This is a genomic window from Otariodibacter sp. (assembly GCF_029256985.1).
In the GTDB taxonomy this organism is placed as follows: domain Bacteria; phylum Pseudomonadota; class Gammaproteobacteria; order Enterobacterales; family Pasteurellaceae; genus Otariodibacter.
Genome location: NZ_JARIDQ010000023.1, coordinates 22,789 through 45,217 on the forward strand (window position 1 = coordinate 22,789; position 22,429 = coordinate 45,217).

Consider the following 22,429-nt stretch of genomic DNA (forward strand, 5'->3'; position numbering starts at 1 on the left):
AAAGTAGGCTATCGCCTACTTTTTAGTTTTTATTTAATGTTATTGGCCAGAGATCTTCATTCTTTCAAGCAAAATTGAACCAGTTTGAATATTTGATCGGTGTTCAATATCATTGGCCACAGCAACAATATTTTTATACATATCTTGTAATTGACCTGCTATAGTAATTTCAGCAACGGGATAACAAAGTTTACCTTTTTCAACCCAATAACCTGCAGCACCTCGAGAATATTCGCCTGTTACACCATTTATCGCACTACCTAGCATTTCTGTTACCAGTAACCCTGTATCCATTTCTCTTAATAATGTCTCTAATCCACCAAGACGGTTAGGTTTTACTTGCCAATTATGAATTCCTCCTGCATGTCCCGTTGTTTGCATTTTCAATTTTCTTGCACTGTAACTTGTTAGTAAATAAGTCTGTAATATACCATTTTCAATAATAGTTCTATCTTGGGTTTTTACACCCTCACTATCAAATGGGGACGAGGCAAGTTGTTTAAGTAAATGTGGATGCTCGCTAATTTCAAACCAATCAGGTAAGATTTTTTCTCCCAACTTATCAACTAAGAAACTTGATTTACGATATAACGCTCCACCACTTATTGCACCGGCTAAATGCCCAATAAGCCCTGTTGCAATATCATTATAAAAAATAACTGGTACTTCTCGTGTTGATAATTTTTGTGGATTTAATCTTTCTACTGCTTTTTGAGCTGATTTTTCACCTACCCATTGAGCCGAATCTAAACGATCAAATTCTCTAGAAATAGTATATTCATAATCTCGTTCTAGTTGCTCGTCATGTGCTGCAATAACACTACAAGATAGAGAGTATCGGCTAGATAAATAGCTTTGCAACATACCATAGGTATTACCGTAAACACGAATACCACTATGTGAGTTAAATGTTGCTCCTTCACTATTTACAATTCGCTGATCATAATTTAGCGCATACTGCTCTGCTTCTATAGCTAATTGCACTGCTTGATCAACATCGATCTCCACTTGATGATACAAATCTAAATCAGGTGCATTAAATGCCATTAATTCTTTATCCGCTAAGCCACTATATTCATCTTCTGATGTATATTTTGCAATTGCTAATGCGGATTCGACCGCTTGTTGAATTGATTTTGTTTGTAAATCGGATGTAGACGCATTACCTTTTCTATTACCTAAATAAACTGAAATACCTAAAGATCCATCATTGTTAAATTCAATATTTTCAGTTTGCTCTAATCTGGTAGAAACAGATAACCCTGCAACCTTTGTTACCCCAACCTCTGCTGTTGCGCCTGATTTTTCTGCAAGTGATAACGCTAATTTAACCGCTTCTCTTAATTGTTGTTCTTGTTTCTGTAATTCTTTTTTTGTAATTAAACTCATAAGTATTTCCTGAATATCAGTAAAATCAATATATTATGTCAAATATTTGACCTAATTCGCATTTCAGCATAGAATGCAATAAGAAAAAATCATAGCAGAAAAGCCTATCCTTTGCGATAGGCTTTTTAACTCAATACTATCAGGAAAATAAATCTCTATGGCTAGAAAAAAACGACATGAAGAAATAGATTGGACAGATGAAGACGAGGAAATCATTTGGGTAAGTAAAAGTGAAATTAAACGTGATGCCGAACATCTCAAAAAACTGGGTGATAGTTTAGTAAACTTGACTTCAGCCAACCTTGCTAAAATTCCACTTGATGAAAGTCTAAAAGAAGCCATTGAACTTGCTCAACGCTTGCGGTTAGAAGCCCGTCGTCGTCAAATTCAGTATATAGGGAAATTGTTAAGAAATATCGATCCTGAACCAATTCAGGATGCTTTGGATAAAGTAGAAAATCGTCATCAACAACAATTAGCTCTATTACAAAAATTAGAAGTAACTCGAGACCAACTCATTGAGCAAGGTGATTCAGCTTTAAATACTTTGTTAGATCAATATCCAAGACTTGATCGTCAACATTTACGAAATTTAATTCGTGGTGCAAATAAAGAAAAACAATCAAACAAATCACCTAAAAATTATCGTGAAATTTTTCAATATTTAAAATCTAGTATTTTGGAATAATTCTTATGCAAATCTTATTTTTTTCTCACATTACCTTTGCTTATATAAGTTTAATATTATTACTTATTAGAGGAATACTTTCTATCAAAAATGTGAATTGGAGACAATATAAAGTATTGCGTATACTTCCTCACTTTATTGATAGCTTACTACTGATAAGCGGTGTTAGTATTTTTGTTATATATGGATTTTCAATTTTCGAAATATGGATTTGGTTAAAAATATTATTTATTATTCTCTACATCATATTTTCTATAAAAACTTTTGGGAAAAATAAGCTTTTTTCTATAAAGTACTTGATTCTTTCTATTATTAGCTTTATATCAGCAATGATAATCGTAATAGTTAAATAAGTTTGAAAAAAAGCCCTTATTTATTATAAGGGCTTTATATAAATTAAACTTATTTATATTTATACACGTTTAAAATCTAAATGTAAAAGTTTAGGCTTAGTTGGATGACGTTGAATAGCTTGAACTTTAACTTTTTCTTCTTTTCCTGCAACGATGATAGTTAACACTTCACTATAAAACTCATCACTAACTTGTGCATTGTTCACTTTATCGTGATCTAAAATAATTGATACAGGCTCTGCATTACCACCATAGATAATTGCAGGAACTTGACCATTGTGACGCAGGCGGCGGCTCGCACCCTTACCTTGCGCTAAACGAGTTTCAGCTTCAAATTTGAATGACATTATTAAATTCTCATAAATAGTTGGAACAAATTCTGCTCCGTTAATCAAAAATAGCAGGCGACCCAGCTATTCCCTAAATTTTTACGGCTAAAAGCCGAGGTGCAATTCTAATCTGAAAAGATAAAAAATCCAACTATTTTTCAATATATCTTCCCATATTTTATTATAAAAGTAATATTGGTCAAATTATTTACCAATAGAGTACAAAATTATTGTAAAATACGACAAATTCTTACACATTTACTAAATTAGGAGTAATTCATGGGCAACTATTCATCTAAAGCATATTTAAGTCCAGAAAATATACAAAATGTAAAAAATGCTATTTTGTATAAACTTGTATTTGCCCTTGGTGTTGAACCTAGAGAAGCTAGCAATCGCAATTGGCTAAATGCAGCGCTCCGTGTTGTACGAGATCTTTCTACGGAATCTTGGTTACAAAATCGCCGTAGTCAAGCTGCAAATATGAGCCGTAGAGTATATTATTTATCAATGGAATTTTTAATGGGAAGAACCTTTAGTAATGCTATGATTTCTGAGGGTGTTTACGAAGTAATCCGTGCTGCATTAGATGAATTGGGGCATAAGCTTGAAGATATTATTGATGAGGAAGGTGATCCTGGCCTTGGCAATGGTGGCTTAGGTCGATTAGCTGCTTGCTACTTAGATAGCCTTGCTACAATGAAAATTCCTGCTATTGGTTATGGGATTCAATATGAATATGGAATGTTTCGACAAGAAATAAAAAATGGTGAGCAAGTCGAATATCCTGATTATTGGATGGATAAAGAATTTGCTTGGCCTTATATTCGATCAAGTAAACGTTTCCCTGTACGTTTTGGAGGAAGAACATGGCAAGAAGGGAAAAAAACTCATTGGCAAGCAGAGGAAGAGATTATTGCACAAGCACATGATCATCTTATCCCTGGTTTTGAGACATCATCAACTAACAGCTTAAGATTATGGTCTGCTCATGCAGGAGATAAAGTTTTTGGATTAGCTGATTTTAATCGAGGAGATTATTTCTCAGCAATGGTTCAACGAAATAGTTCTGAAAATGTTTCAAGAGTACTTTATCCGGATGATTCAACTTATAATGGTAGAGAACTTCGTCTACGTCAAGAATATTTCCTTTCCTCTGCTTCTATACAGGATATTATCCGTCGTCATGAAGTTGAATCTGGTTCATGTCTAAATTTAGCAGAAAAAGTAGCAATCCATCTAAATGATACTCACCCAACACTTTCTATTCCTGAATTAATGCGTATATTAATTGATGAAAAAGGGTACAGTTGGGAGCAATCTTGGAATATCACTCGTAAAACTTTCTTCTATACAAATCATACATTGATGGCTGAAGCATTGGAAACATGGCCAGTAGAAATGGTAGCAAGAATTTTGCCTCGTCATTTACAAATTATTTTTGAAATAAATGAATGGTTTCTTAAAAAAGTTAGTGATAAATTTCCTGAGGATCATGATCTTATTCGTAGAGTCTCTATTATTGATGAGAATGGTGATCGGCGAATTCGTATGGCATGGCTAGCTGTTATTGCTTCTGGTAAAGTGAATGGCGTTGCAAAAATCCATTCAGATTTAATGGTTGAATCAATCTTTGCTGATTTTGCTAAAATTTATCCAGATCGTTTTACAAATGTGACTAATGGGGTCACTCCTCGCCGTTGGATTCAAATAGCTAATCCTGGCCTTGCATCTATCTTAGATAAATATATTGGTAAAAATTGGCGAACAGATTTAAGTCAGTTAGATAAATTAAATCAATTTGTGGATGATGAAGATTTACAAGAACAAATTTCGGCAGTCAAAATAGAAAACAAAAGAAAATTAGCTCATTACATTGAAACTACTCAAGGTATCAAATTAAATACAGATGCAATTTTTGATGTGCAAATTAAACGTATTCATCAATATAAACGTCAACAATTAAATGTTCTTCATATTGTAGCTTTATATAATCGAATCTTAAAAAATCCAACAGCAAATTGGCAACCAAGAGTATTTATTTTTGCAGGTAAAGCTGCTAGCGCATATTATGCAGCTAAAAAAGTTATTCGCTTAATCAATGATGTAGCAAAAGTTATTAATAGCGACTCAAGAATTAATGATCTAATTAAAGTGGTTTTTATACCAAATTACGGTGTTACGCTTGCTCAAATAATTATTCCTGCAGCAGACATTTCAGAACAAATTTCTCTGGCTGGAACAGAAGCTTCAGGCACATCTAATATGAAATTTGCGCTTAATGGAGCTTTAACTATTGGTACGCTTGATGGTGCAAATGTAGAAATTTTAGATCGTGTAGGACAAGAAAATATTTTCATCTTTGGTAATACTGTTGAACAAGTAGAAGAATTACGAAAAAAAGGATACTCTCCGTATACGTTCTATGAAACAGATACAGAACTTAATGAAGCCATTTTACAGATTCTAAATGGTAAATTTTCTCCAGAAGAACCTTATCGTTATCAAGATATTATCTTGGATTCTGGAGATTACTACCAAGCATGTGCTGATTTCCGTAGTTATATTGATACTCAGGATAAAGTCGCTCAATATTTTAGTAACAAAAAAGCATGGACTCGTTCAGCTATTATCAATATTGCTAATATGGGGTATTTTTCATCCGATCGCTCTGTTCTTGATTATGCTAAGAATATCTGGAATATTGAACCAACGACTGAAAAACAGCTATCAGAACAACCTAAAGTGCTAGATCTTATTAAAGATTCAAACAAAGTTATCAAAATAAAATAATAAAGATGGGGCTAATGCAAATCAGCAATAGCCCCAGATATATTTTATATTTTCATCAATTTTATGATTATCTGATAATACCTCGAGTTGAACGCTTAAAGAAATCTAGAAAGAGACCTATTGCAGCTTCTGTTTTTGCATAATGTTCAATTTCCGGTATAACTTCTTCTAATGTTTTACCACTTCTATAAAGCAATTTATAAACATTACGAATAGCGTGCATTGTAGCTTTTTCAAAACCTCTACGTTTTAATCCTTCTAGATTAACACCGAATGGATGCGCATGATTTCCTTGAGCCATGACATAAGGAGGCACATCTTGACTAACCATAGAACCGCCTCCTAGCATAACATGAGCTCCAATTACAACAAATTGATGAATTGCAGACATTCCACCAACAATAACAAAATCATCTAGAGTAACATGTCCAGCTAAAGTTCCATTATTTGCAATAATACAACGGTGTCCAATTGTACAATCATGAGCAATATGACAATTTATCATAAATAAATTATCGTCACCTATTCTGGTGACTCCCCCACCTTGTTTAGTACCTCTATGGATAGTTACACTTTCTCTGATTCTATTACGATTTCCAATAATTGTTTTTGTTAACTCACCATTATATTTTAGATCTTGGTTTATCTCACCAATGCTTGCAAATTGAAAAATATGATTTGCTTCACCTATTTCTGTATCCCCTTGAATAACTACATGAGAGTGTATTTTGGTATTATCCCCGATCTTGACATCTTTTCCTATAACACAAAATGGGCCAATTTCTACATTATTACCAATAACTGCCCCATCTTCAATAATAGAAAAAGGACTAATTTTTGTTGAAGGATCTATAAATTGCATAATAATATTCTCTATCTAGAATTACATCTTATTTACGAGCACATTTTAAATCAGCTTCACAAACTAATTTTCCATCAACAAAAGCCTTACCTGTAAATACACTAATACCTCTGCGTTCTTTGATAAAATGAACTTCAATTACCATTTGATCACCAGGTACAACCGGATTTTTAAATTTAGCACTATCGACTGCGGCAAAATAATACAATTCATTTTCTTTTAACTTTCCATAGCTTTTAATAGCCAATACTCCTGTTGCTTGTGCCATTGCTTCTAAAATTAGCACGCCAGGGAAAATAGGATCAGATGGAAAATGTCCTGTAAAATATGGCTCATTAATAGTGATATTTTTAACTGCTTTCAACCACTCCCCTTCTTTGTATTCAATTACCCTGTCAATAAGTAAAAAAGGATACCGATGTGGTAAAATATCCATAATTTCACGAATATCAATCATAGCTTTCTCTTCTTTATTTTTCATTATCACACCAATCCTATTCCTAATTATTAATTTTTTTAGCCAATTGTTTTTCTACTTCTTTTAAACGTTTATTCATACCATCAATGTTCATTGTCAACGCTGCAGTTTTTCGCCATTCTTTATTAGGCTGCAGAGGAATACCTGATGAATAAATTCCTTTTTCAGTAATAGGTCTCATAACCATTCCCATACCTGTAATAACAGCACCATCACAAATTTCCATATGGCCATTAATTACACTAGCACCACCTATTTGACAAAATTTCCCAATAGTCAAACTTCCAGCCATAATTACACCACCTGCAACTGCTGTACCGTAGCCAATATGTACGTTATGAGCAATCTGACATAGGTTATCAATAATAACATTATCCTCAATAATCGTTGAATCCAAAGCACCTCTATCGATACATGTACAGGCTCCGATTTCAACACTATTACCAATAATGACACTTCCTGTTTGAGGTATCTTTATCCATTTACCCTTATCATTTGCATAGCCAAACCCATCGCCTCCGATCACTGCCGAAGATTGAATCAAACAATCAGATCCAATGGTCACTCTGTGGTATATTGTGACATTTGCCCATAATTTGGTGCGATCTCCAATTATAGTATTTTTCCCAATAAAACATCCTGCACCAATAACAACATCATTACCTAATTTTACACCACTTTCAATTACTGCATTAGGCCCAATAGATACATTAGTACCAAATAAAACATCCTCGGCTATGACAGCAGATGATGAAATATTTTTTGCAGGTAGTGGTGTAGAATCCATATATTGAGCTAGTAATGCGTAAGCTAAATAAGGATTTTTTACAATAATCAAATTCTGCGAATCTAGGCAATACTCAACATCAGATTCTGATACAATTAAAGCGCCTGCTTTACTTAATTTTAATTGAGACCGAAACTTCGAGTTAGAAATAAAAGTGATCTGATTTAAAGATGCTTTATCTAAAGGAGCAATACCGATAATCATCAAATCAGGATCTCCTCTGAGAGATCCTTCGACTTGCTCCGCTAACTGTCTTAAACAGAAGGTATTCATCTATTATTTATCCTGAGCTTTTTTTGTTGAATGTTCTTTAATTTCTGTCAATATTTGCTCAGTAATATCTGCTCCTTCATTTTTAGCATATAGTGCAGCTGAAGGTAATAAAACTAAAGTAAACCCTTTAGAATCAGCAATAGACTTAATTGTATTATTAATATCATCTACAGCTTTTTGTTTATCTTCTTTAGAAATCATTGCATTAGCTTTATCTTGTTCTTTAGCTAACTTAGCTTGTAGATCAGAAACTTTTTTCTGGAATGCCTCTGCTTTTTTAGAAAATTCAACTTCTCTCTTTTGCAATGCATTAACCTTATTTTGAAACTTTTTACTTTCATCATTGATTATTTTTTGACGAGCTTGTATATCTTTAGAGCGCAATCTTGGAGCTTCTTTTTCTAAAGCTTCGACTTTCTTTTTTAAAGACTTCTCAACTGTAGCCTGTTCTTTTTTAAGCTTATCTGCATCTTCATCGATTTTATTTTTTTCTGTGACTAAGTTTTCTTCTTCTTTACTTAATGCATTTTCTTCAGGAGCAAATTTTTCTCTGGTTTTTTGCATAAAACTATCCACTTTTGCATTTAACTCAACCATGATAGGATGGTTTTGTAGTAAATAAGTTGGATCAGCAAAACCAATTTTTTCATCCGCATGAGCAACGTTGATAGATAAAGTCATAGCGACTACAATAGCCGTTGTTTTAAATAAATTTTTCATTAAAAGTCCTTTAAATATAATTGAAATAACAAACTACAAAATAATTGTAGTCCATATAGAAGTTAAATTAGAATGTTCCGCCAATACTAAATTGAAATTGCTCAATTTCATCACCTTCATATTTTTTAATTGGTTTAGCATATGAAAATAATAATGGTCCAATAGGTGAATTCCATTGAAACGATATACCAGCAGAAGAACGAATTCTTTTATAATCTCCAAAATCTACAGCATTAGGATAAATACTCTTATCCCACTTTGTATTCCAAACACTTCCAGCATCAACAAATATTGATGTTCTAACATTATTTTGATATTTATCATCTATAAATGGAGTTGGTGTAATTAATTCTAAGCTAGCTGTAGCCATGGCATTACCACCAATAACATCGTCACTCAATCGATTAAATATAAAATCTCCATTACTCGTTCTTTTAGCTTTTGAAGAATAGTCCGCATAAATAGCTTTAGGTCCTATTGCACCATAGCCAAATCCTCGTAACGAACCAATACCTCCTGCAGTATAATTTTGATAAAATGGTAAACGTTTATCACCTATTCCATTAGCATACGCAATATCAGCCCCAGTCTGAATGATCCAACTATGGTCTCTATTCAATGGATAATAATTTTTGAAACCAGCACTCAATTTATAATATTTATTATCAGAACCAGGGATTGTTATTCTTCCGCCAATATTTGCTGTTGTTCCTTCTGTTGGTAAATAACCTCTATCTAAACTGTTATAATTCCATCCAAATGAAAAATCAAAATCATCAGCCTTAATCTTTGGATAGTTTATTGAACCTGGAGGAATATCAATTCCTATTGATCTTACATATAAATCCCGATTAAACTCACGTTGAGCATTTTTGATCTTATCATGAGTGTACCCTAATCCAAGATAATATGAGTTATTTTCATCAACGGGAAATCCTAATGTACCACTTACGCCATAAGTTTGACGTTTATAGCTTGAAACATTATCATTTCGCGAATTATCATAGTCTTCATAGAAAACATTACCGCCTAAGCTAACACCATCTTTAGTGAAATAGGGTTCAGTATAACCTAAACTAACTGTAGTTCCATAATCATTACGCGACCCATTTAAACTAATTGTTGAACCCATTCCTAAGAAATTATCTTGTTTAATTCCAGCTTGGTAGCTTAATCCGCTCTCTGTGCCATATCCTATACCAAAGTTAATGCTTCCAGTATTACGCTCTTTAACTTTGTAGACTAAATCTGCTTGATCATCTGATTGCTCAACTTTTGGATAACTAACATCAACAGACTCATAAAATCCCGTTCTATCCAAGCGAGACTTACCAAGTTGAGCTAAGTTAGTAGATAACCAAGCACCTTCCTGTTGTCTCATCTCTCTACGTAATGTAGAGTCTGCAGTAACAGTATTTCCTTCAAAACGAATTTTTCTTACATAGATACGCTTTCCTGCTTCAACAACATAATTAATGCGAACAGTATTATTCTTATCATCAAAAACAGGGTAAATTTCTACTTTTGCTGATGCAAATCCATTATTACCTAATATATCTTTAATATCATCTTCAATTTTTATGAGTTCACTACGACGAAATTGTTGACCTGGCTCAAAACCATCTAATACCTTATTGAGTTCGTTATCCATATTAGCAGTATCACCAATAATCTGTATTTCACTAATATTATATTGGTTTCCTTCATTAATTTTATATGTTAGATACACTTCTTTTTGGTCATTACTAAATGAAACATCTGAATTCTCTATATTAAATTTTGCATATCCTCTATTCATATAGAAGTTACGCAGGTTTTCTATATCTTGCTTATAAACAGGCTGTTCAAATTTACTACTTGAGAAAATATTCCACCATTTAACATCTGGTTGAATATCCAATTGATCAAGTAACTCATCTGAATCAAAAGAATTATTACCTTCAAAAGTAATTGTTTTTACATATGATATCTCATCTTCCTTTATAATAAGTTTAATATTAACACTACCTGAATCAGCTTGTGTTACTTCCGAATCAATTTTTGCATTATATCTACCAATTGAATGATAATGCTCAAGTAATGCATCTTTGAAACTTTCTAATTTTTCTGCATCAAAAACTTCACCTCGGCTAATCAAATTAGCTTTTAAATTTTCTTTTAATGGTTCCTTTGGAATAGCAGAATTCCCTTCAATAGATACATTATTAATTACTGGAAATTCCACAACTTTAATTACTAATGTATTACCTTCACGATCAGCACTTACATCTTGAAAGCGATTCTGTAAAAAAATCTGCCTAACAACGTTTGCTATATCATTATCTGTTGCTTTTTGTCCAATTTTTATCGGTAAAGAAGAAATAAGAGAGGAACCTGCATCAGGCTGTATCCCGTCAACACGAATATCTTGAACAACAAATGGTGTCGCAACTGCTATGCCATTTGCCATAAGCAACGTTGAAAGTAATAGTTTTTTCATTGAACAAACCCTAGTAATATAAAATTGTATAATTATCTAACCACTTATACAGTAGTTAGAAGTGAATTAGATCATTAAATAAAGCAAATCCCATTAGGCTAATAATCAATATAAATCCTACTTGTTGGAATATAAATTGAAACTTATCTGGTAAAGATTTACCCCTAATTAGTTCCCCTAAAAGGATAAATAACTGACCACCATCCAGTGGTAAAATCGGAAATAAATTCATTATTCCTAAATTAACACTAATTAGTGCCATAAACCCAATATAGTAAACAATACCAATTTCTGCAGTAGCGCCTGCCCCCTTAGCTATAGAAATTGGACCGCCTATATTTTTTATTGAAAGCTCCCCTGTTATTAAATTGACAATAAATTGGATAATTGTCTCAATTAATGAATTTACTTTATGTAAACTTTTTGCAAATGCTGTAAGAATATCATACTTTAAATAAGTTCGATACTGCTCTTCTAGTGGTTTGACCCGAGGAACTATTCCCACTAAATAGCGATTATCTTCTTTCGACATTTCAGGCATTATTAAGAAATTATATTGTTGATTATCTCTTTCGATTACAAATTCGAGTTGATCACCTTTTTGAGTTTCACTCAATAAATTCTGCCAATCAAATCCTCTTTGATTTACGCTAATTATTTTATCGCCAGATTTCAAGCCTGCTTTATCTGATGCTGAATTTTCGACTACCTTTTCTATGATAGGTTCAACACTACCACTTTTAGGGCTAATACCTAATGATGTCAGTGGGTTCTCTTTGTTGCTATCTAGGTTCCAATGACTCAAATCTAAAGTAGTAGTTTGATATTGCTCTTGTTTTGGAAGATCTAAATTATTGCCTTTTACTTCCACTTTAGATGAGCCTATTTCGCCAATCAAAACAAGCACTGCATCTTCCCAATTCTGAATATCTTTGCCGTTTATCTGTGTTATTTGGAAATTAGGTTTTAATCCAGCTTCATCAGCAATGCTATGTTTAACAACACTATCAATAACAGGCTTTATTGTTGGCATACCAACACTAAAAACAACCCAATATGCCAAAATTGCAAAAATAATATTTGCTAACGGGCCAGCAATAACAATAAAAGCTCGCTGTAAAATACTCTTTTGACTTAAGGAATGTGATTTTTCTATTTGTTTTTTATATTCCTCTTCTTCATTATACATTTGGACGTATCCACCCAAAGGTATCATAGAAAAAACAAACTCAGTACCTTGTTTATCCTTTTTTTTCCAAAGTATCTTTCCAAATCCAATAGAAAAACGTAAAACAGCAACTCCACATTTTCTTGCAGCCCAAAAATGCCCATATTCGTGCACAAAAACTAAAATACAAATTAATACAAAGAAAGTAATAATTGAAAACACACAAATCCCCACTTATAAAAAGAAAAAGAATCCAGTTGCAAATACTGGTACGGCAGCAGTTAAGCTATCAATTCTATCTAGAATACCGCCATGCCCTGGAATCAAATTACTACTATCTTTTATACTTGCTTGTCGTTTAAACATACTTTCACTTAAATCACCTAAAATAGAAACAACTACAGTTAAGACTGATAATAGAATAAAAAATAACGTAGAGACTTCTCTTCCTAAAATACTTAATGGTGCGAATTGTAAAAATACAAAAGCAATAATCCCTGAGGTAATAATTCCACCAATTGCACCTTCTACTGATTTACCTGGGGAAACTTTAGGGGCTAACTTATGCTTACCGAATTTACGACCTACAAAATAGGCTCCAGAATCAGCTCCCCAAACAAGTACAAAAACATATAATAAAAGATAAGCGCCTTGATAATTATTTGTATTATACTGATAGAATCGTAAAGCCAACACACCCAATAAGAATGGAATTAATGTGCAAAAACCAAAAATAAACTTCGCACTGATCGATTTCATCCAGAGATTAGCCGACTTGGGATATGAGATAACAAGAACAAATGAAACAATCCACCAAATACACCCTAAGAAAAGAAATGGTGTACTTTCATCTGTTAAAAATCTTGCTGCCCTAACATAATTGTTCGCAGCCATAATGGGAAAAAGTAATAGTCCAACAGTAACAAAAGCAACAATAGCTCTTACAATTGGACGTTTAAACCCTGCAAACTGAGCCCACTCCCACATACTCAATACAACAATTGCTGATAAAGCTAAGGTGAAAGGTAGCGGTGTTAACCCAAAAAGTGCAACTACTGCAATAACAATCATAATAATAGCTGATAGAATTCGTTCTTTTAACATTTTTTACCCTTATAAACGCTTAACTAACAACTTCCAAAACGACGTTCTCGCTGTTGATAAACACTAATTGCTTCAGAAAAAACATTTTCGTCAAAATCTGGCCATAATACCGATGTAAAAAATAATTCAGCATAAGCAATTTGCCAAAGTAAGAAATTACTTATACGTTGTTCTCCACTTGTTCTAATTAATAAATCAACAGGTGGTTGTTCTTTTGTTGCCAAACTAGATTGAAATAATTCAGCAGTAATTTCTTGAGGCTCTAATTCTCCTGCTTTTACTTTTTCAGCTAAGCTTTTTGTAGCATTCACAATATCCCAATATCCACCATAATTTGCAGCAATATTAAGGATTAAGCCCGTATTTTTAGCAGTTAATATTTCAGATTCGATAATACGCTTTTGTAAATCTTCGGTAAACGCTGATTTATCACCAATAATATTCAGTTTAATATTATTGGAGTGTAACTTTTTAACTTCTGATGTTAGTGCCTTCATAAATAATGTCATTAATGCCGAAACTTCACTCTCTGGTCTACTCCAATTTTCACTGCTAAAAGCATACAAAGTTAATACTTTTATTTCATTTCTTGCTGCAAAATTTACGGCATTTCTGACCGCTTTAACACCATTTTGATGTCCAAAAACTCTTAGTTTTCCTTTTTCTTTTGCCCATCTACCATTTCCATCCATGATAATAGCGACATGTTTAGGCATTTTTTGAGTATTATAATCCACAAAAGCTCTCTTCTTTTTTAGTCAATATTATGCAAAATGGTCGCAACTATATCATAATACAGATCTTTCTAAAATGCTCTGATATTAAGCATTAATTAGAAATTATCTTTTTCTTTACGCCATTGAATGAATTTATCCAATGTATCTGCATATAAAAATGGATTAACTTGCTTCTCCAATCCAATTGTTGTCGGTAAAGATGGGATATTTTTGGAACGTAAAATATCAACCTTTTCTTGATATTCCAATAATATACAATTAGATGGCATTACCTTCTCTGCAAATTTTAAATTTGATTGTGTATATTCATGAGCTGGATAAACTTTTACAAAGTCAGGCAATTGTTTAAAACGCTGTAATGTTTCAAATTGAGCCAAATAATCCCCAGTAAAAACTCGACCACATCCGCCAGAAAAAAGTGAATCACCACAAAATAGATATTCTCGTCCAACCAAATAGCTAATATGTTCTGAAGTATGTCCTGCACTATCCATAACTTCTATATTTAACCCTAGTAAAGAAAAGTGTTCGGCATCTTTAACAATATGTGTTGCAAGATCTTGAACTTCACTTGAACCATAAACTGAAATATCTGGATATGCAGACAAAACACCAGAAACACCATCAGTATGATCACCATGATAATGTGTAAGTAGTATAGCGGTCGGTTCTAACTGATTTTTAGCTAAAAATGCTAATACTGGTTGTGATTGACTAGGATCAACGATAATAGCATTGCTATTTTTTTGAATAATCCAAACATAATTATCAGATAATACTGGGATTGGGGTAATTTTTATCATCATAAGCTCCATATAATAATGGACAAATCTCTTGCCCATTTATACCTCATTATTTACCTTGTTAGTTTACTTTAAAAATAATGCCGCAGCACCACGCACACCACCAGAATCACCATGAATTGCTTTTTTAATAACCGGTACTTTAGCAATATTTAATAAATACTTAGGTAAATATTTTGGTAGTGTTTCATAGATATAATCAAAATTAGATAATCCCCCGCCAAAAACGATCATATCAGGATCTAAAATTGTAATTAGATTTCCAATACCTGTTGCCATTAATTCAATAAATTTATTCACGAAATCAACCGTTTTTTGATCACCTTGATAAAAACGGCTAATGATAGTTTTTGCATCGATACTCTCACCAACTAGATCTCGATATAAAAACTCGAAACCTCGTCCAGAAAGATAAGTATCCAAACAGGCAGTATTACCACATCCACAATCATAAATTGGCGCACTATCTCCACCGAGTAATTTTAGCGCATGATAATTTAATTGAATGTGTCCAACTTCACCAGCCATCCCAATACTACCAGAATGAACTTTACCATCAAAGACAAGTCCTCCACCGAACCCAGTCCCAATAATGAGCCCTAATACTGTTGAATATTGCTGATTTTCACTATCCCAAGCTTCTGAAAGCGCAAAACAATTAGCATCATTTTCTCCTCTAACCTCTCGATTTAAGCGTTTAGATAAATCTTTTAAAATATTCTTACCATCTGCCACTTTAATATTAGATATTTTTGCGATACCTGTTTCTTTATGAACAAATCCTGGCAACCCTAAGCCGACAAATCCTCTTGTTTCAAATTTTTTATCTGCATTATTAACTAATATTTCAATCTGAGTTAGCCAGTCTTTATAACTTGTTTGAGGGGTTGCAATTCGCTCACTGTGTAATTTCTCTAGTTTTTCATTAAAAATAGCCAATTCAATTTTTGTACCGCCAATATCTAAACCATAATAGAACTTCATTTTTAACCTCTTTTTTTAAATAAGCTCCAAGTTTCTAAATAAGGTACTATGTAAATAAATATAACAAGATTAAATACCCAAGCAATTAATGTACTTACGAAGAGATCAATAGGATAATGCATTCCTAATCGTAATCGACTGATCAACATCAAGCCTGTCCAGAAAATTGCAAAAACTTGTGAGAAAAAGACCGCTTGCCCAGATAACCCTAGCAAAAATCCTGAAAATAGTAATAACCACGATACAGCAAAAATAGTATGCCCTGAAGGAAATGAATACCCAAGCTCATCTGCTTGATGTGAAACTATTGACATAGTATCCTCAGTCGCAAACTTCATTACTTCATTTTTTTGTACCTCTTTAGATAACATATAAAATTGTTCTGGATTAGTACTGAACATTTGGGTTACAAAAGGACGAGGTTCCTTAAAAGTTAATTTTGCTCCTTCTTTAATTACTTGTGTTCCTATGATAGTACTGGCACAAATAAAACCGACAAGTAACCATGAGTAACGGTGACGAGTCAGCCACATAATCCATAGCATAAACACTACACAAGTTATGAGTGCATATGGTTTAGAACCTGCTTCAGTCAAAAGTAATAAACCTCTATCTAAATCAGGATATTGTAAATTTGTATTCAATAGCCATTGCCAATTATTTAGCCATGCAACCATAGGAATAAAAAGCATCACTAATGTAAAAAGAGATAATTTTCTTAGCATATAATCCTCACACAAAAAACCGCTTGAACATACAAGCGGTTAAATCTACAGAATAATTTTTAAACAGCCTTAGTTGCTTTAGGTAAGCTTATTTTTTTATCTTCACTTTGACGATATAAAACTAAAATATGTCCTATTATTTGTACATTGCTAGCATTAGTTTCACGAATAATGGCATCAATAATTAATTGTTTTGTTTCTCGATCTACACCTGAAATTTTCACTTTAATTAATTCATGATGATTTAGTGCATTATCAATCTCCGCAAGAACCCCCTCTGTTAAGCCGTTATTTCCAAGCATGACAACTGGATTAAGATGATGAGCTAAACTTTTAAGATATTGTTTTTGTTTTGTAGTTAGTGTAATTGACATTTAATTTTGCCTTTCTGAATAAAATCTGCGGAAAAATAACATAAATAGACTAGTTTTTAAAGAAGGATTTGATTATCCTTTTCCAAGATTTTTTAATACAAATAGGAAATGTTACATAATGCCAACTCTTTCTGTCGCAATGATTGTAAAAAATGAAGCTGAGAATTTAGCTCGCTGCCTCGAGTCCATTTATAATTGGGTCGATGAAATCATCATTCTTGATAGTGGTAGCACAGATAATACAAAAGAAATTGCTCTCCGCTATAATGCAAAATTTTTTGAAAACTTTGAATGGCCTGGATTTGGTAAACAACGACAAATTGCTCAACAATATGTAACCAGTGACTATGTTTTATGGTTAGATGCAGATGAACAAGTCACATCAGAATTAAAAATATCGATACAAGAAGCCATTAATCACAATGAACCTAATACTGTATACAGAATAGTTCGATTAGGTGAGGCATTTGGAAAAAAAATTCGCCATTCCGGGTGGTATCCAGATTATGTAGTAAGAATGTATCCTACAGGATTGGCTAGATATAACGATAATTTAGTGCATGAAAAAGTAGTCTATCCACAATCAGCTCTAGTAAAAACATTATCTGGAGATTTATTACATTATACTTACAAAGATATTCACCAATATCTTATAAAATCAACCAGATATTCACATGCTTGGGCAGAACAACGTTTTAATCAAGGAAAAAAAGGATCAATATTTGAAGCGTGTATTCATTCCATAGGTTGCTTTGTAAAAATGTACTTATTAAATTTAGGATTTTTGGATGGTAAACAAGGATTATTACTTGCCATTTTATATTCAAACTATACTTTTCAAAAATATGCTGAGCTGTGGGATAAAACACGAGAAATATAAAATCCAGTCACATATTTCAAATTATACTAATGACTGGGCTTTAATTTTTACAAATTTAGGATAGAATGTTGAATCTGAACACAAGGAATAGCCTTGTGTGAAACCCTCATTTATTACTATTCAAAAATTATTATAGGAAACTATATGTCTGCAACAATTTTAGAAACACTCCCACTCGGTCAAAAAGTTGGTATCGCTTTTTCTGGAGGGCTTGACACTAGTGCAGCTCTTCTATGGATGCGTCAAAAAGGAGCAGTTCCTTACGCTTATACCGCAAATTTAGGTCAGCCTGATGAAGACGATTACAATGCAATCCCTAAAAAAGCAATGGAATACGGCGCTGAAAATGCACGTCTAATTGACTGTCGCACTCAATTAGCTCACGAAGGTATTGCCGCTATTCAATGTGGAGCATTTCATATTTCTACTGGAGGCATGCCATATTTTAATACTACACCACTAGGTAGAGCAGTAACTGGAACAATGTTGGTTGCAGCGATGAAAGAAGATAATGTCAATATTTGGGGTGATGGTAGTACATTTAAAGGAAATGATATTGAACGGTTCTATCGTTACGGTCTATTAACTAATCCTCAATTAAAAATTTATAAGCCATGGTTGGATAAAACATTTATTGATGAATTAGGTGGAAGACATGAAATGTCTGAATTCTTAATTGACAATGGCTTCAAATACAAAATGTCCGTTGAAAAAGCCTATTCAACAGATTCTAATATGCTTGGAGCAACCCATGAAGCTAAAGATCTTGAATTATTAAGTACGGGTATCAAAATTGTTAAACCTATTATGGGCGTTGCGTTTTGGGATGAATCAGTAGAGATTAAAGCGGAAACTGTTTCTGTAACTTTTGAAGAAGGTGTGCCTGTTGCGCTTAATGGGAAACGTTTAGATGATGCGGTTGATCTGATAATGGAAGCCAATAAAATTGGTGGAAGACATGGGCTAGGTATGACCGATCAAATTGAAAATCGTATTATCGAAGCAAAAAGTCGTGGTATTTACGAAGCTCCAGGAATGGCGCTACTCCATATTGCTTACGAGCGTCTATTAACAGGTATTCATAATGAAGATACTATTGAACAATATCGTATTAATGGTTTAAGACTAGGTCGTTTATTGTATCAAGGTCGTTGGTTTGATCCGCAAGCATTGATGCTTAGAGAAACATCTCAACGTTGGGTGGCAAAAGCAATTACAGGAACCGTAACTCTAGAATTACGTCGTGGTAATGATTTCTCAATCTTGAATACAGAATCACCAAATTTAACTTATGAACCAGAACGTTTAAGCATGGAAAAAGTTGAAGATGCACCATTTGATCCATCTGATCGTATTGGACAATTAACTATGCGTAACCTAGATATTACTGATACTCGCCAAAAACTAAAAATCTACAGTGATACAGGGTTACTTTCTGTCAAAAATAATGAACTACCGCAATTAGGTAACAAATAATAAAATAAATATTAAAAAATCGCACAATACCAATTTTGTGTGATTTTTATGAGCTAGTTATGTAACTAGCTCCCCCAAAAAAATTTATAGGTATAGTAGACAAAAGTGTAGGAAATTTTTCGTTTTCTATGCCTAATAGGCAAAAAGGGTACTTAATTATTGACTCATCTATACTTTGAACATAAATAGCTAACAAAGATTAATTTCTTCAACAATCCATTCAACAAAATATTTTACTTTGGTAATTTCCGACATTTCTGGAGGATAAACAACATAAAAAGATTTTTCATCATACAGTCCCGTAGAAAAAGGCTCAATTAAATGACCTTGCTCTAATTCATGCTGGGCAACAATTTTATTTGCTATTGCAATCCCTTGCTGATGCATTGCAGCTTGTAAGGCCATAAATGTATGACTAAACATAGTGCCAATTTCATCAATATCTATCTCTGATAATAAGCCAAAATGTTCTATGACTCTTTTCCATTTATTGCGACTAAATACATGAAGCAATGTCTTACCAATTAAATCATCAGGACCATTCACAGGATATTGTTCCAAATATTCAGGAGAAGCTAAGATGACAAGAGGAGATTCATTTAATCGGACAGATTCAACATTTTGCCAATGTCCTGTACCATAATAAATGGCAACATCAATCTCTTTACCTAATAATCCTTCATCTTGATCCACACCTTTAATTCTAACTTCAATATCTGGAAATTTTTGGTGAAAATCATTCAATCTAGGTACCAACCAATGCATGCCAAATGTTTGAGGAACACTAATAGTCAATACTTGGCGATTATTTTTTTGCCTAATTTTATCTGTAGCTGTAGCAATATGTTCTAATAGCGGTCTAATGTCATCAAAATATTGATTTCCTAGTTCCGTTAGTTCCAATAATCTATTCTTACGATGGAACAATTTTACATTCAAAAAATCTTCTAATAATTTAATTTGATGACTCACAGCTGCTTGCGTAACAAACAACTCCTCAGCAGCCTTAGTAAAATTTAAGTGACGAGCAGCTGATTCAAAAGCTTTTAACGCATTTAATGGTGGAAGTTTTTTATTACTCATATATTTTCACTAGTAGTTGTTTTTTATATAGTTATTTTAAACTATCTCATTAATTTTTTTAATTAATAAAATAAAAAAATATCGTTTGTTAGAACAATTAAATCCAACTAAAATACTCTCGTACTTAGATGGAAGGTGGTAATTAGCAGATAACTTCATATGAAGGTTTTGTTAGTTACTTCAAATTTAAGTATGATGTTGTGTTTGCATATTGGTCTAGGAAACTAGACAAGAGTAACTAAGTTACTCGTTTCACTTCCTGTATATTTTGAACCTCTTTATTTGGTTTATAACCGCCTATTTTAGGCGGTTTTTTTATATCAAAATTTTAAGTATTCTACCATAACTAAATATTCTAGTCAGTAAATCCATTTTTTTATATAAATCTACCTAATTTTTATATCTTCCTCTTTTCAAAACTATCTTTAATGGTGTAAATTCATTCCCATTACAAGTAATAAATAAAAAATAAGGATAAACAAACATGACTAAAAATATCGATTGGAAAAACCTTGGATTTTCTTATATAAAAACAGACTATCGCTTTATTGCTCACTGGAAAAATGGAAGGTGGGATGAGGGAGAACTTACTCAAGATGATACACTTCATATTCATGAAGGTTCTCCTGCTCTGCATTATGGACAACAATGTTTCGAAGGCTTAAAAGCTTACCGCTGTAAAGACAATTCCATCAATCTATTTCGTCCTGAAGAAAATGCGAAAAGACTTCAAAAAAGTTGTGCTCGTCTATTAATACCACAAGTTCCTATTGAATTATTCATTCGAGCATGTACAGAAGTTGTAAAAGCAAATAAAGAGTGGCTTGGCCCATATGGCAGTGGAGCAACACTTTATTTGCGTCCATTCGTTATTGGTGTAGGAGAAAATCTAGGGCTACATTCTGCTCCTGAATTTATTTTTAGCGTATTTTGTTGCCCAGTTGGTGCTTATTTCAAAAATGGCATGCAACCATCTAATTTCTTAATTTCAGAATATGATAGAGCCGCTCCAGCTGGTACAGGAGCAGCAAAAGTTGGAGGAAATTACGCAGCAAGTTTATACCCAGGGAAATTAGCAAAAGAAAGAAATTTTGCTGACTGTATTTATCTTGATCCTAAAACTCACACCAAAATAGAAGAAGTCGGTGCAGCAAACTTCTTTGGTATTACAGCGGATAATAAGTTCATTACCCCAAACTCTCCGTCTATTTTGCCAAGTATTACTAAATATTCTCTACTTTACCTTGCAAAAGAAAGATTAGGTTTAGAAGCAATAGAGGGCGATATCTATATTGATAAACTTGATCAATTTATTGAAGCTGGCGCATGTGGCACGGCTGCTGTAATATCGCCAATCGGTGGTATCCAGTATGGTGATGATTTCCATGTGTTCTATTCTGAAACAGAAGTGGGTCCTATCACTCAACGTCTATATGATGAATTAGTAGGTATCCAATTTGGTGATATTGAAGCACCTGAAGGTTGGATAGTTAAAGTAGAATAAACTCAGTAAAATAAAACAGTTAAATCTAAAAATAAACCGATTTAACTGTTTTTATTATTCAGAGAAGAAGAATAATGATAAAACGATTCAATGTTGGTAGACACCTATCAGAAATGGCTATTCATAATAGTGTCGTATATCTAGCAGGACAAGTTCCAGAAGATGATACACAAGATATGTATGGTCAGACAAAGCAGGTGTTAGATGAAATAGATAAGCTACTCATAGAAGCAAATACGAGTAAAGATCGTATTTTAATGGCTCAAGGTAGGCTCAATATAATTGCGAATCTAACTCTAGATAAATAGTTAGTCTTACCTATTTAATAGAGAAAAGTTATAAAATAATAGATAGAATAAAGTTTACAAATAACTATTTTATTTTAATCTAAATCTTCCTCGACTGTAACGAGTCTTCATCAATGCTAATATTTTCTGCTT

The 22,429-nt window shown here is 33.0% G+C and carries 22 protein-coding genes; 7 read left to right on the top strand and 15 right to left on the bottom strand.

Annotated features, from left to right (window positions below):
• Positions 1 to 39: 39 nt before the first annotated feature.
• Entirely contained in the window at positions 40 to 1,389 is a 1,350-nt protein-coding gene (gene pmbA / locus Q1J40_RS02410; protein WP_301098440.1) for a metalloprotease PmbA, read from the bottom strand.
• A 157-nt stretch (positions 1,390 to 1,546) separates the two neighbouring features.
• On the opposite strand from pmbA, the gene yjgA reads away from it, so the two are divergent.
• Entirely contained in the window at positions 1,547 to 2,077 is a 531-nt protein-coding gene (yjgA, locus tag Q1J40_RS02415; RefSeq protein WP_301098441.1) for a ribosome biogenesis factor YjgA, read from the top strand.
• Positions 2,078 to 2,082: 5 nt separating this feature from the next.
• Complete coding sequence (locus tag Q1J40_RS02420) at positions 2,083 to 2,430, top strand: SirB2 family protein (protein ID WP_301098442.1); 348 nt, start codon at positions 2,083 to 2,085, stop codon at positions 2,428 to 2,430.
• Positions 2,431 to 2,489: 59 nt separating this feature from the next.
• Here the strand turns inward: Q1J40_RS02420 and rplY are convergent, their stop codons facing one another.
• On the bottom strand, positions 2,490 to 2,777 hold the full coding sequence (rplY, locus tag Q1J40_RS02425) for a 50S ribosomal protein L25 (RefSeq protein WP_301098443.1): 288 nt from the start codon (positions 2,775 to 2,777) through the stop codon (positions 2,490 to 2,492).
• 261 nt (positions 2,778 to 3,038) lie between these two features.
• On the opposite strand from rplY, the gene Q1J40_RS02430 reads away from it, so the two are divergent.
• The gene (locus Q1J40_RS02430) at positions 3,039 to 5,552 is read left to right on the top strand and encodes a glycogen/starch/alpha-glucan phosphorylase (protein WP_301098444.1); all 2,514 of its coding nucleotides are present in this window, start codon (positions 3,039 to 3,041) and stop codon (positions 5,550 to 5,552) included.
• 67 nt (positions 5,553 to 5,619) lie between these two features.
• Here Q1J40_RS02430 and lpxA read toward each other — a convergent pair whose 3' ends face one another.
• The 12 genes from lpxA to yhbY all read right to left on the bottom strand — a co-directional run bounded on the left by lpxA (position 5,620) and on the right by yhbY (position 17,046).
• Positions 5,620 to 6,414, bottom strand: coding sequence for an acyl-ACP--UDP-N-acetylglucosamine O-acyltransferase (lpxA, locus tag Q1J40_RS02435; protein ID WP_301098445.1), 795 nt, complete (start codon positions 6,412 to 6,414; stop codon positions 5,620 to 5,622).
• Positions 6,415 to 6,442: 28 nt separating this feature from the next.
• A complete protein-coding gene (gene fabZ / locus Q1J40_RS02440; RefSeq protein WP_301098446.1) occupies positions 6,443 to 6,895 on the bottom strand; it encodes a 3-hydroxyacyl-ACP dehydratase FabZ in 453 nt (150 codons plus the stop codon).
• A 19-nt stretch (positions 6,896 to 6,914) separates the two neighbouring features.
• Positions 6,915 to 7,952, bottom strand: a complete 1,038-nt coding sequence (gene lpxD / locus Q1J40_RS02445) for a UDP-3-O-(3-hydroxymyristoyl)glucosamine N-acyltransferase (protein ID WP_301098447.1) — start codon at positions 7,950 to 7,952, stop codon at positions 6,915 to 6,917.
• A gap of 3 nt (positions 7,953 to 7,955) precedes the next feature.
• Positions 7,956 to 8,672 (bottom strand): OmpH/Skp family outer membrane protein, encoded by a 717-nt coding sequence (locus Q1J40_RS02450; RefSeq protein ID WP_301098448.1) that lies wholly within the window; start codon positions 8,670 to 8,672, stop codon positions 7,956 to 7,958.
• Between the two features lie 67 nt (positions 8,673 to 8,739).
• Positions 8,740 to 11,151, bottom strand: a complete 2,412-nt coding sequence (bamA, locus tag Q1J40_RS02455; RefSeq protein WP_301098449.1) for an outer membrane protein assembly factor BamA — start codon at positions 11,149 to 11,151, stop codon at positions 8,740 to 8,742.
• A gap of 55 nt (positions 11,152 to 11,206) precedes the next feature.
• Complete coding sequence (rseP, locus tag Q1J40_RS02460; protein ID WP_301098450.1) at positions 11,207 to 12,541, bottom strand: RIP metalloprotease RseP; 1,335 nt, start codon at positions 12,539 to 12,541, stop codon at positions 11,207 to 11,209.
• Between the two features lie 12 nt (positions 12,542 to 12,553).
• Entirely contained in the window at positions 12,554 to 13,423 is an 870-nt protein-coding gene (locus Q1J40_RS02465; protein ID WP_301098451.1) for a phosphatidate cytidylyltransferase, read from the bottom strand.
• A gap of 23 nt (positions 13,424 to 13,446) precedes the next feature.
• The gene (gene uppS / locus Q1J40_RS02470; protein WP_301098452.1) at positions 13,447 to 14,160 is read right to left on the bottom strand and encodes a polyprenyl diphosphate synthase; all 714 of its coding nucleotides are present in this window, start codon (positions 14,158 to 14,160) and stop codon (positions 13,447 to 13,449) included.
• Positions 14,161 to 14,255: 95 nt separating this feature from the next.
• Positions 14,256 to 14,963 (bottom strand): hydroxyacylglutathione hydrolase, encoded by a 708-nt coding sequence (gene gloB / locus Q1J40_RS02475; RefSeq protein WP_301098460.1) that lies wholly within the window; start codon positions 14,961 to 14,963, stop codon positions 14,256 to 14,258.
• A 66-nt stretch (positions 14,964 to 15,029) separates the two neighbouring features.
• Positions 15,030 to 15,947, bottom strand: coding sequence for an N-acetylglucosamine kinase (nagK, locus tag Q1J40_RS02480; RefSeq protein WP_301098453.1), 918 nt, complete (start codon positions 15,945 to 15,947; stop codon positions 15,030 to 15,032).
• Between the two features lie 2 nt (positions 15,948 to 15,949).
• Positions 15,950 to 16,672: a phosphatase PAP2 family protein gene (locus Q1J40_RS02485; RefSeq protein ID WP_301098454.1), complete on the bottom strand. Its 723-nt coding sequence runs from the start codon at positions 16,670 to 16,672 to the stop codon at positions 15,950 to 15,952.
• 59 nt (positions 16,673 to 16,731) lie between these two features.
• Positions 16,732 to 17,046, bottom strand: coding sequence for a ribosome assembly RNA-binding protein YhbY (gene yhbY / locus Q1J40_RS02490; RefSeq protein ID WP_301098455.1), 315 nt, complete (start codon positions 17,044 to 17,046; stop codon positions 16,732 to 16,734).
• A 118-nt stretch (positions 17,047 to 17,164) separates the two neighbouring features.
• Between yhbY and Q1J40_RS02495 the strand changes: the two genes are divergently transcribed.
• Both Q1J40_RS02495 and argG read left to right on the top strand, forming a co-directional pair.
• Positions 17,165 to 17,926, top strand: coding sequence for a glycosyltransferase family 2 protein (locus Q1J40_RS02495; protein ID WP_301098456.1), 762 nt, complete (start codon positions 17,165 to 17,167; stop codon positions 17,924 to 17,926).
• A gap of 144 nt (positions 17,927 to 18,070) precedes the next feature.
• Positions 18,071 to 19,402 carry an argininosuccinate synthase gene (gene argG / locus Q1J40_RS02500; protein WP_301098457.1) on the top strand — a complete coding sequence of 444 codons (1,332 nt, stop codon included), beginning with the start codon at positions 18,071 to 18,073 and terminating at the stop codon, positions 19,400 to 19,402.
• Between the two features lie 189 nt (positions 19,403 to 19,591).
• Here argG and Q1J40_RS02505 read toward each other — a convergent pair whose 3' ends face one another.
• Positions 19,592 to 20,485 carry a transcriptional regulator GcvA gene (locus tag Q1J40_RS02505; protein WP_301098458.1) on the bottom strand — a complete coding sequence of 298 codons (894 nt, stop codon included), beginning with the start codon at positions 20,483 to 20,485 and terminating at the stop codon, positions 19,592 to 19,594.
• 484 nt (positions 20,486 to 20,969) lie between these two features.
• Here Q1J40_RS02505 and Q1J40_RS02510 point away from each other — a divergent pair, with 484 nt between their 5' ends.
• On the top strand, positions 20,970 to 21,989 hold the full coding sequence (locus tag Q1J40_RS02510) for a branched-chain amino acid aminotransferase (protein ID WP_301098459.1): 1,020 nt from the start codon (positions 20,970 to 20,972) through the stop codon (positions 21,987 to 21,989).
• Positions 21,990 to 22,063: 74 nt separating this feature from the next.
• Positions 22,064 to 22,297 (top strand): Rid family hydrolase, encoded by a 234-nt coding sequence (locus Q1J40_RS02515; protein WP_502306654.1) that lies wholly within the window; start codon positions 22,064 to 22,066, stop codon positions 22,295 to 22,297.
• The last annotated feature ends 132 nt before the right edge of the window (positions 22,298 to 22,429 follow it).

Coding starts and splice junctions, on each gene's coding strand:
- pmbA (WP_301098440.1), bottom strand. CDS start 1,389: ATGAGTTTAATTACAAAAAAAGAATTACAGAAACAAGAACAACAATTA.
- yjgA (WP_301098441.1), top strand. CDS start 1,547: ATGGCTAGAAAAAAACGACATGAAGAAATAGATTGGACAGATGAAGAC.
- Q1J40_RS02420 (WP_301098442.1), top strand. CDS start 2,083: ATGCAAATCTTATTTTTTTCTCACATTACCTTTGCTTATATAAGTTTA.
- rplY (WP_301098443.1), bottom strand. CDS start 2,777: ATGTCATTCAAATTTGAAGCTGAAACTCGTTTAGCGCAAGGTAAGGGT.
- Q1J40_RS02430 (WP_301098444.1), top strand. CDS start 3,039: ATGGGCAACTATTCATCTAAAGCATATTTAAGTCCAGAAAATATACAA.
- lpxA (WP_301098445.1), bottom strand. CDS start 6,414: ATGCAATTTATAGATCCTTCAACAAAAATTAGTCCTTTTTCTATTATT.
- fabZ (WP_301098446.1), bottom strand. CDS start 6,895: ATGAAAAATAAAGAAGAGAAAGCTATGATTGATATTCGTGAAATTATG.
- lpxD (WP_301098447.1), bottom strand. CDS start 7,952: ATGAATACCTTCTGTTTAAGACAGTTAGCGGAGCAAGTCGAAGGATCT.
- Q1J40_RS02450 (WP_301098448.1), bottom strand. CDS start 8,672: ATGAAAAATTTATTTAAAACAACGGCTATTGTAGTCGCTATGACTTTA.
- bamA (WP_301098449.1), bottom strand. CDS start 11,151: ATGAAAAAACTATTACTTTCAACGTTGCTTATGGCAAATGGCATAGCA.
- Q1J40_RS02465 (WP_301098451.1), bottom strand. CDS start 13,423: ATGTTAAAAGAACGAATTCTATCAGCTATTATTATGATTGTTATTGCA.
- gloB (WP_301098460.1), bottom strand. CDS start 14,963: ATGATAAAAATTACCCCAATCCCAGTATTATCTGATAATTATGTTTGG.
- nagK (WP_301098453.1), bottom strand. CDS start 15,947: ATGAAGTTCTATTATGGTTTAGATATTGGCGGTACAAAAATTGAATTG.
- Q1J40_RS02485 (WP_301098454.1), bottom strand. CDS start 16,672: ATGCTAAGAAAATTATCTCTTTTTACATTAGTGATGCTTTTTATTCCT.
- yhbY (WP_301098455.1), bottom strand. CDS start 17,046: ATGTCAATTACACTAACTACAAAACAAAAACAATATCTTAAAAGTTTA.
- Q1J40_RS02495 (WP_301098456.1), top strand. CDS start 17,165: ATGCCAACTCTTTCTGTCGCAATGATTGTAAAAAATGAAGCTGAGAAT.
- argG (WP_301098457.1), top strand. CDS start 18,071: ATGTCTGCAACAATTTTAGAAACACTCCCACTCGGTCAAAAAGTTGGT.
- Q1J40_RS02505 (WP_301098458.1), bottom strand. CDS start 20,485: ATGAGTAATAAAAAACTTCCACCATTAAATGCGTTAAAAGCTTTTGAA.
- Q1J40_RS02510 (WP_301098459.1), top strand. CDS start 20,970: ATGACTAAAAATATCGATTGGAAAAACCTTGGATTTTCTTATATAAAA.
- Q1J40_RS02515 (WP_502306654.1), top strand. CDS start 22,064: ATGATAAAACGATTCAATGTTGGTAGACACCTATCAGAAATGGCTATT.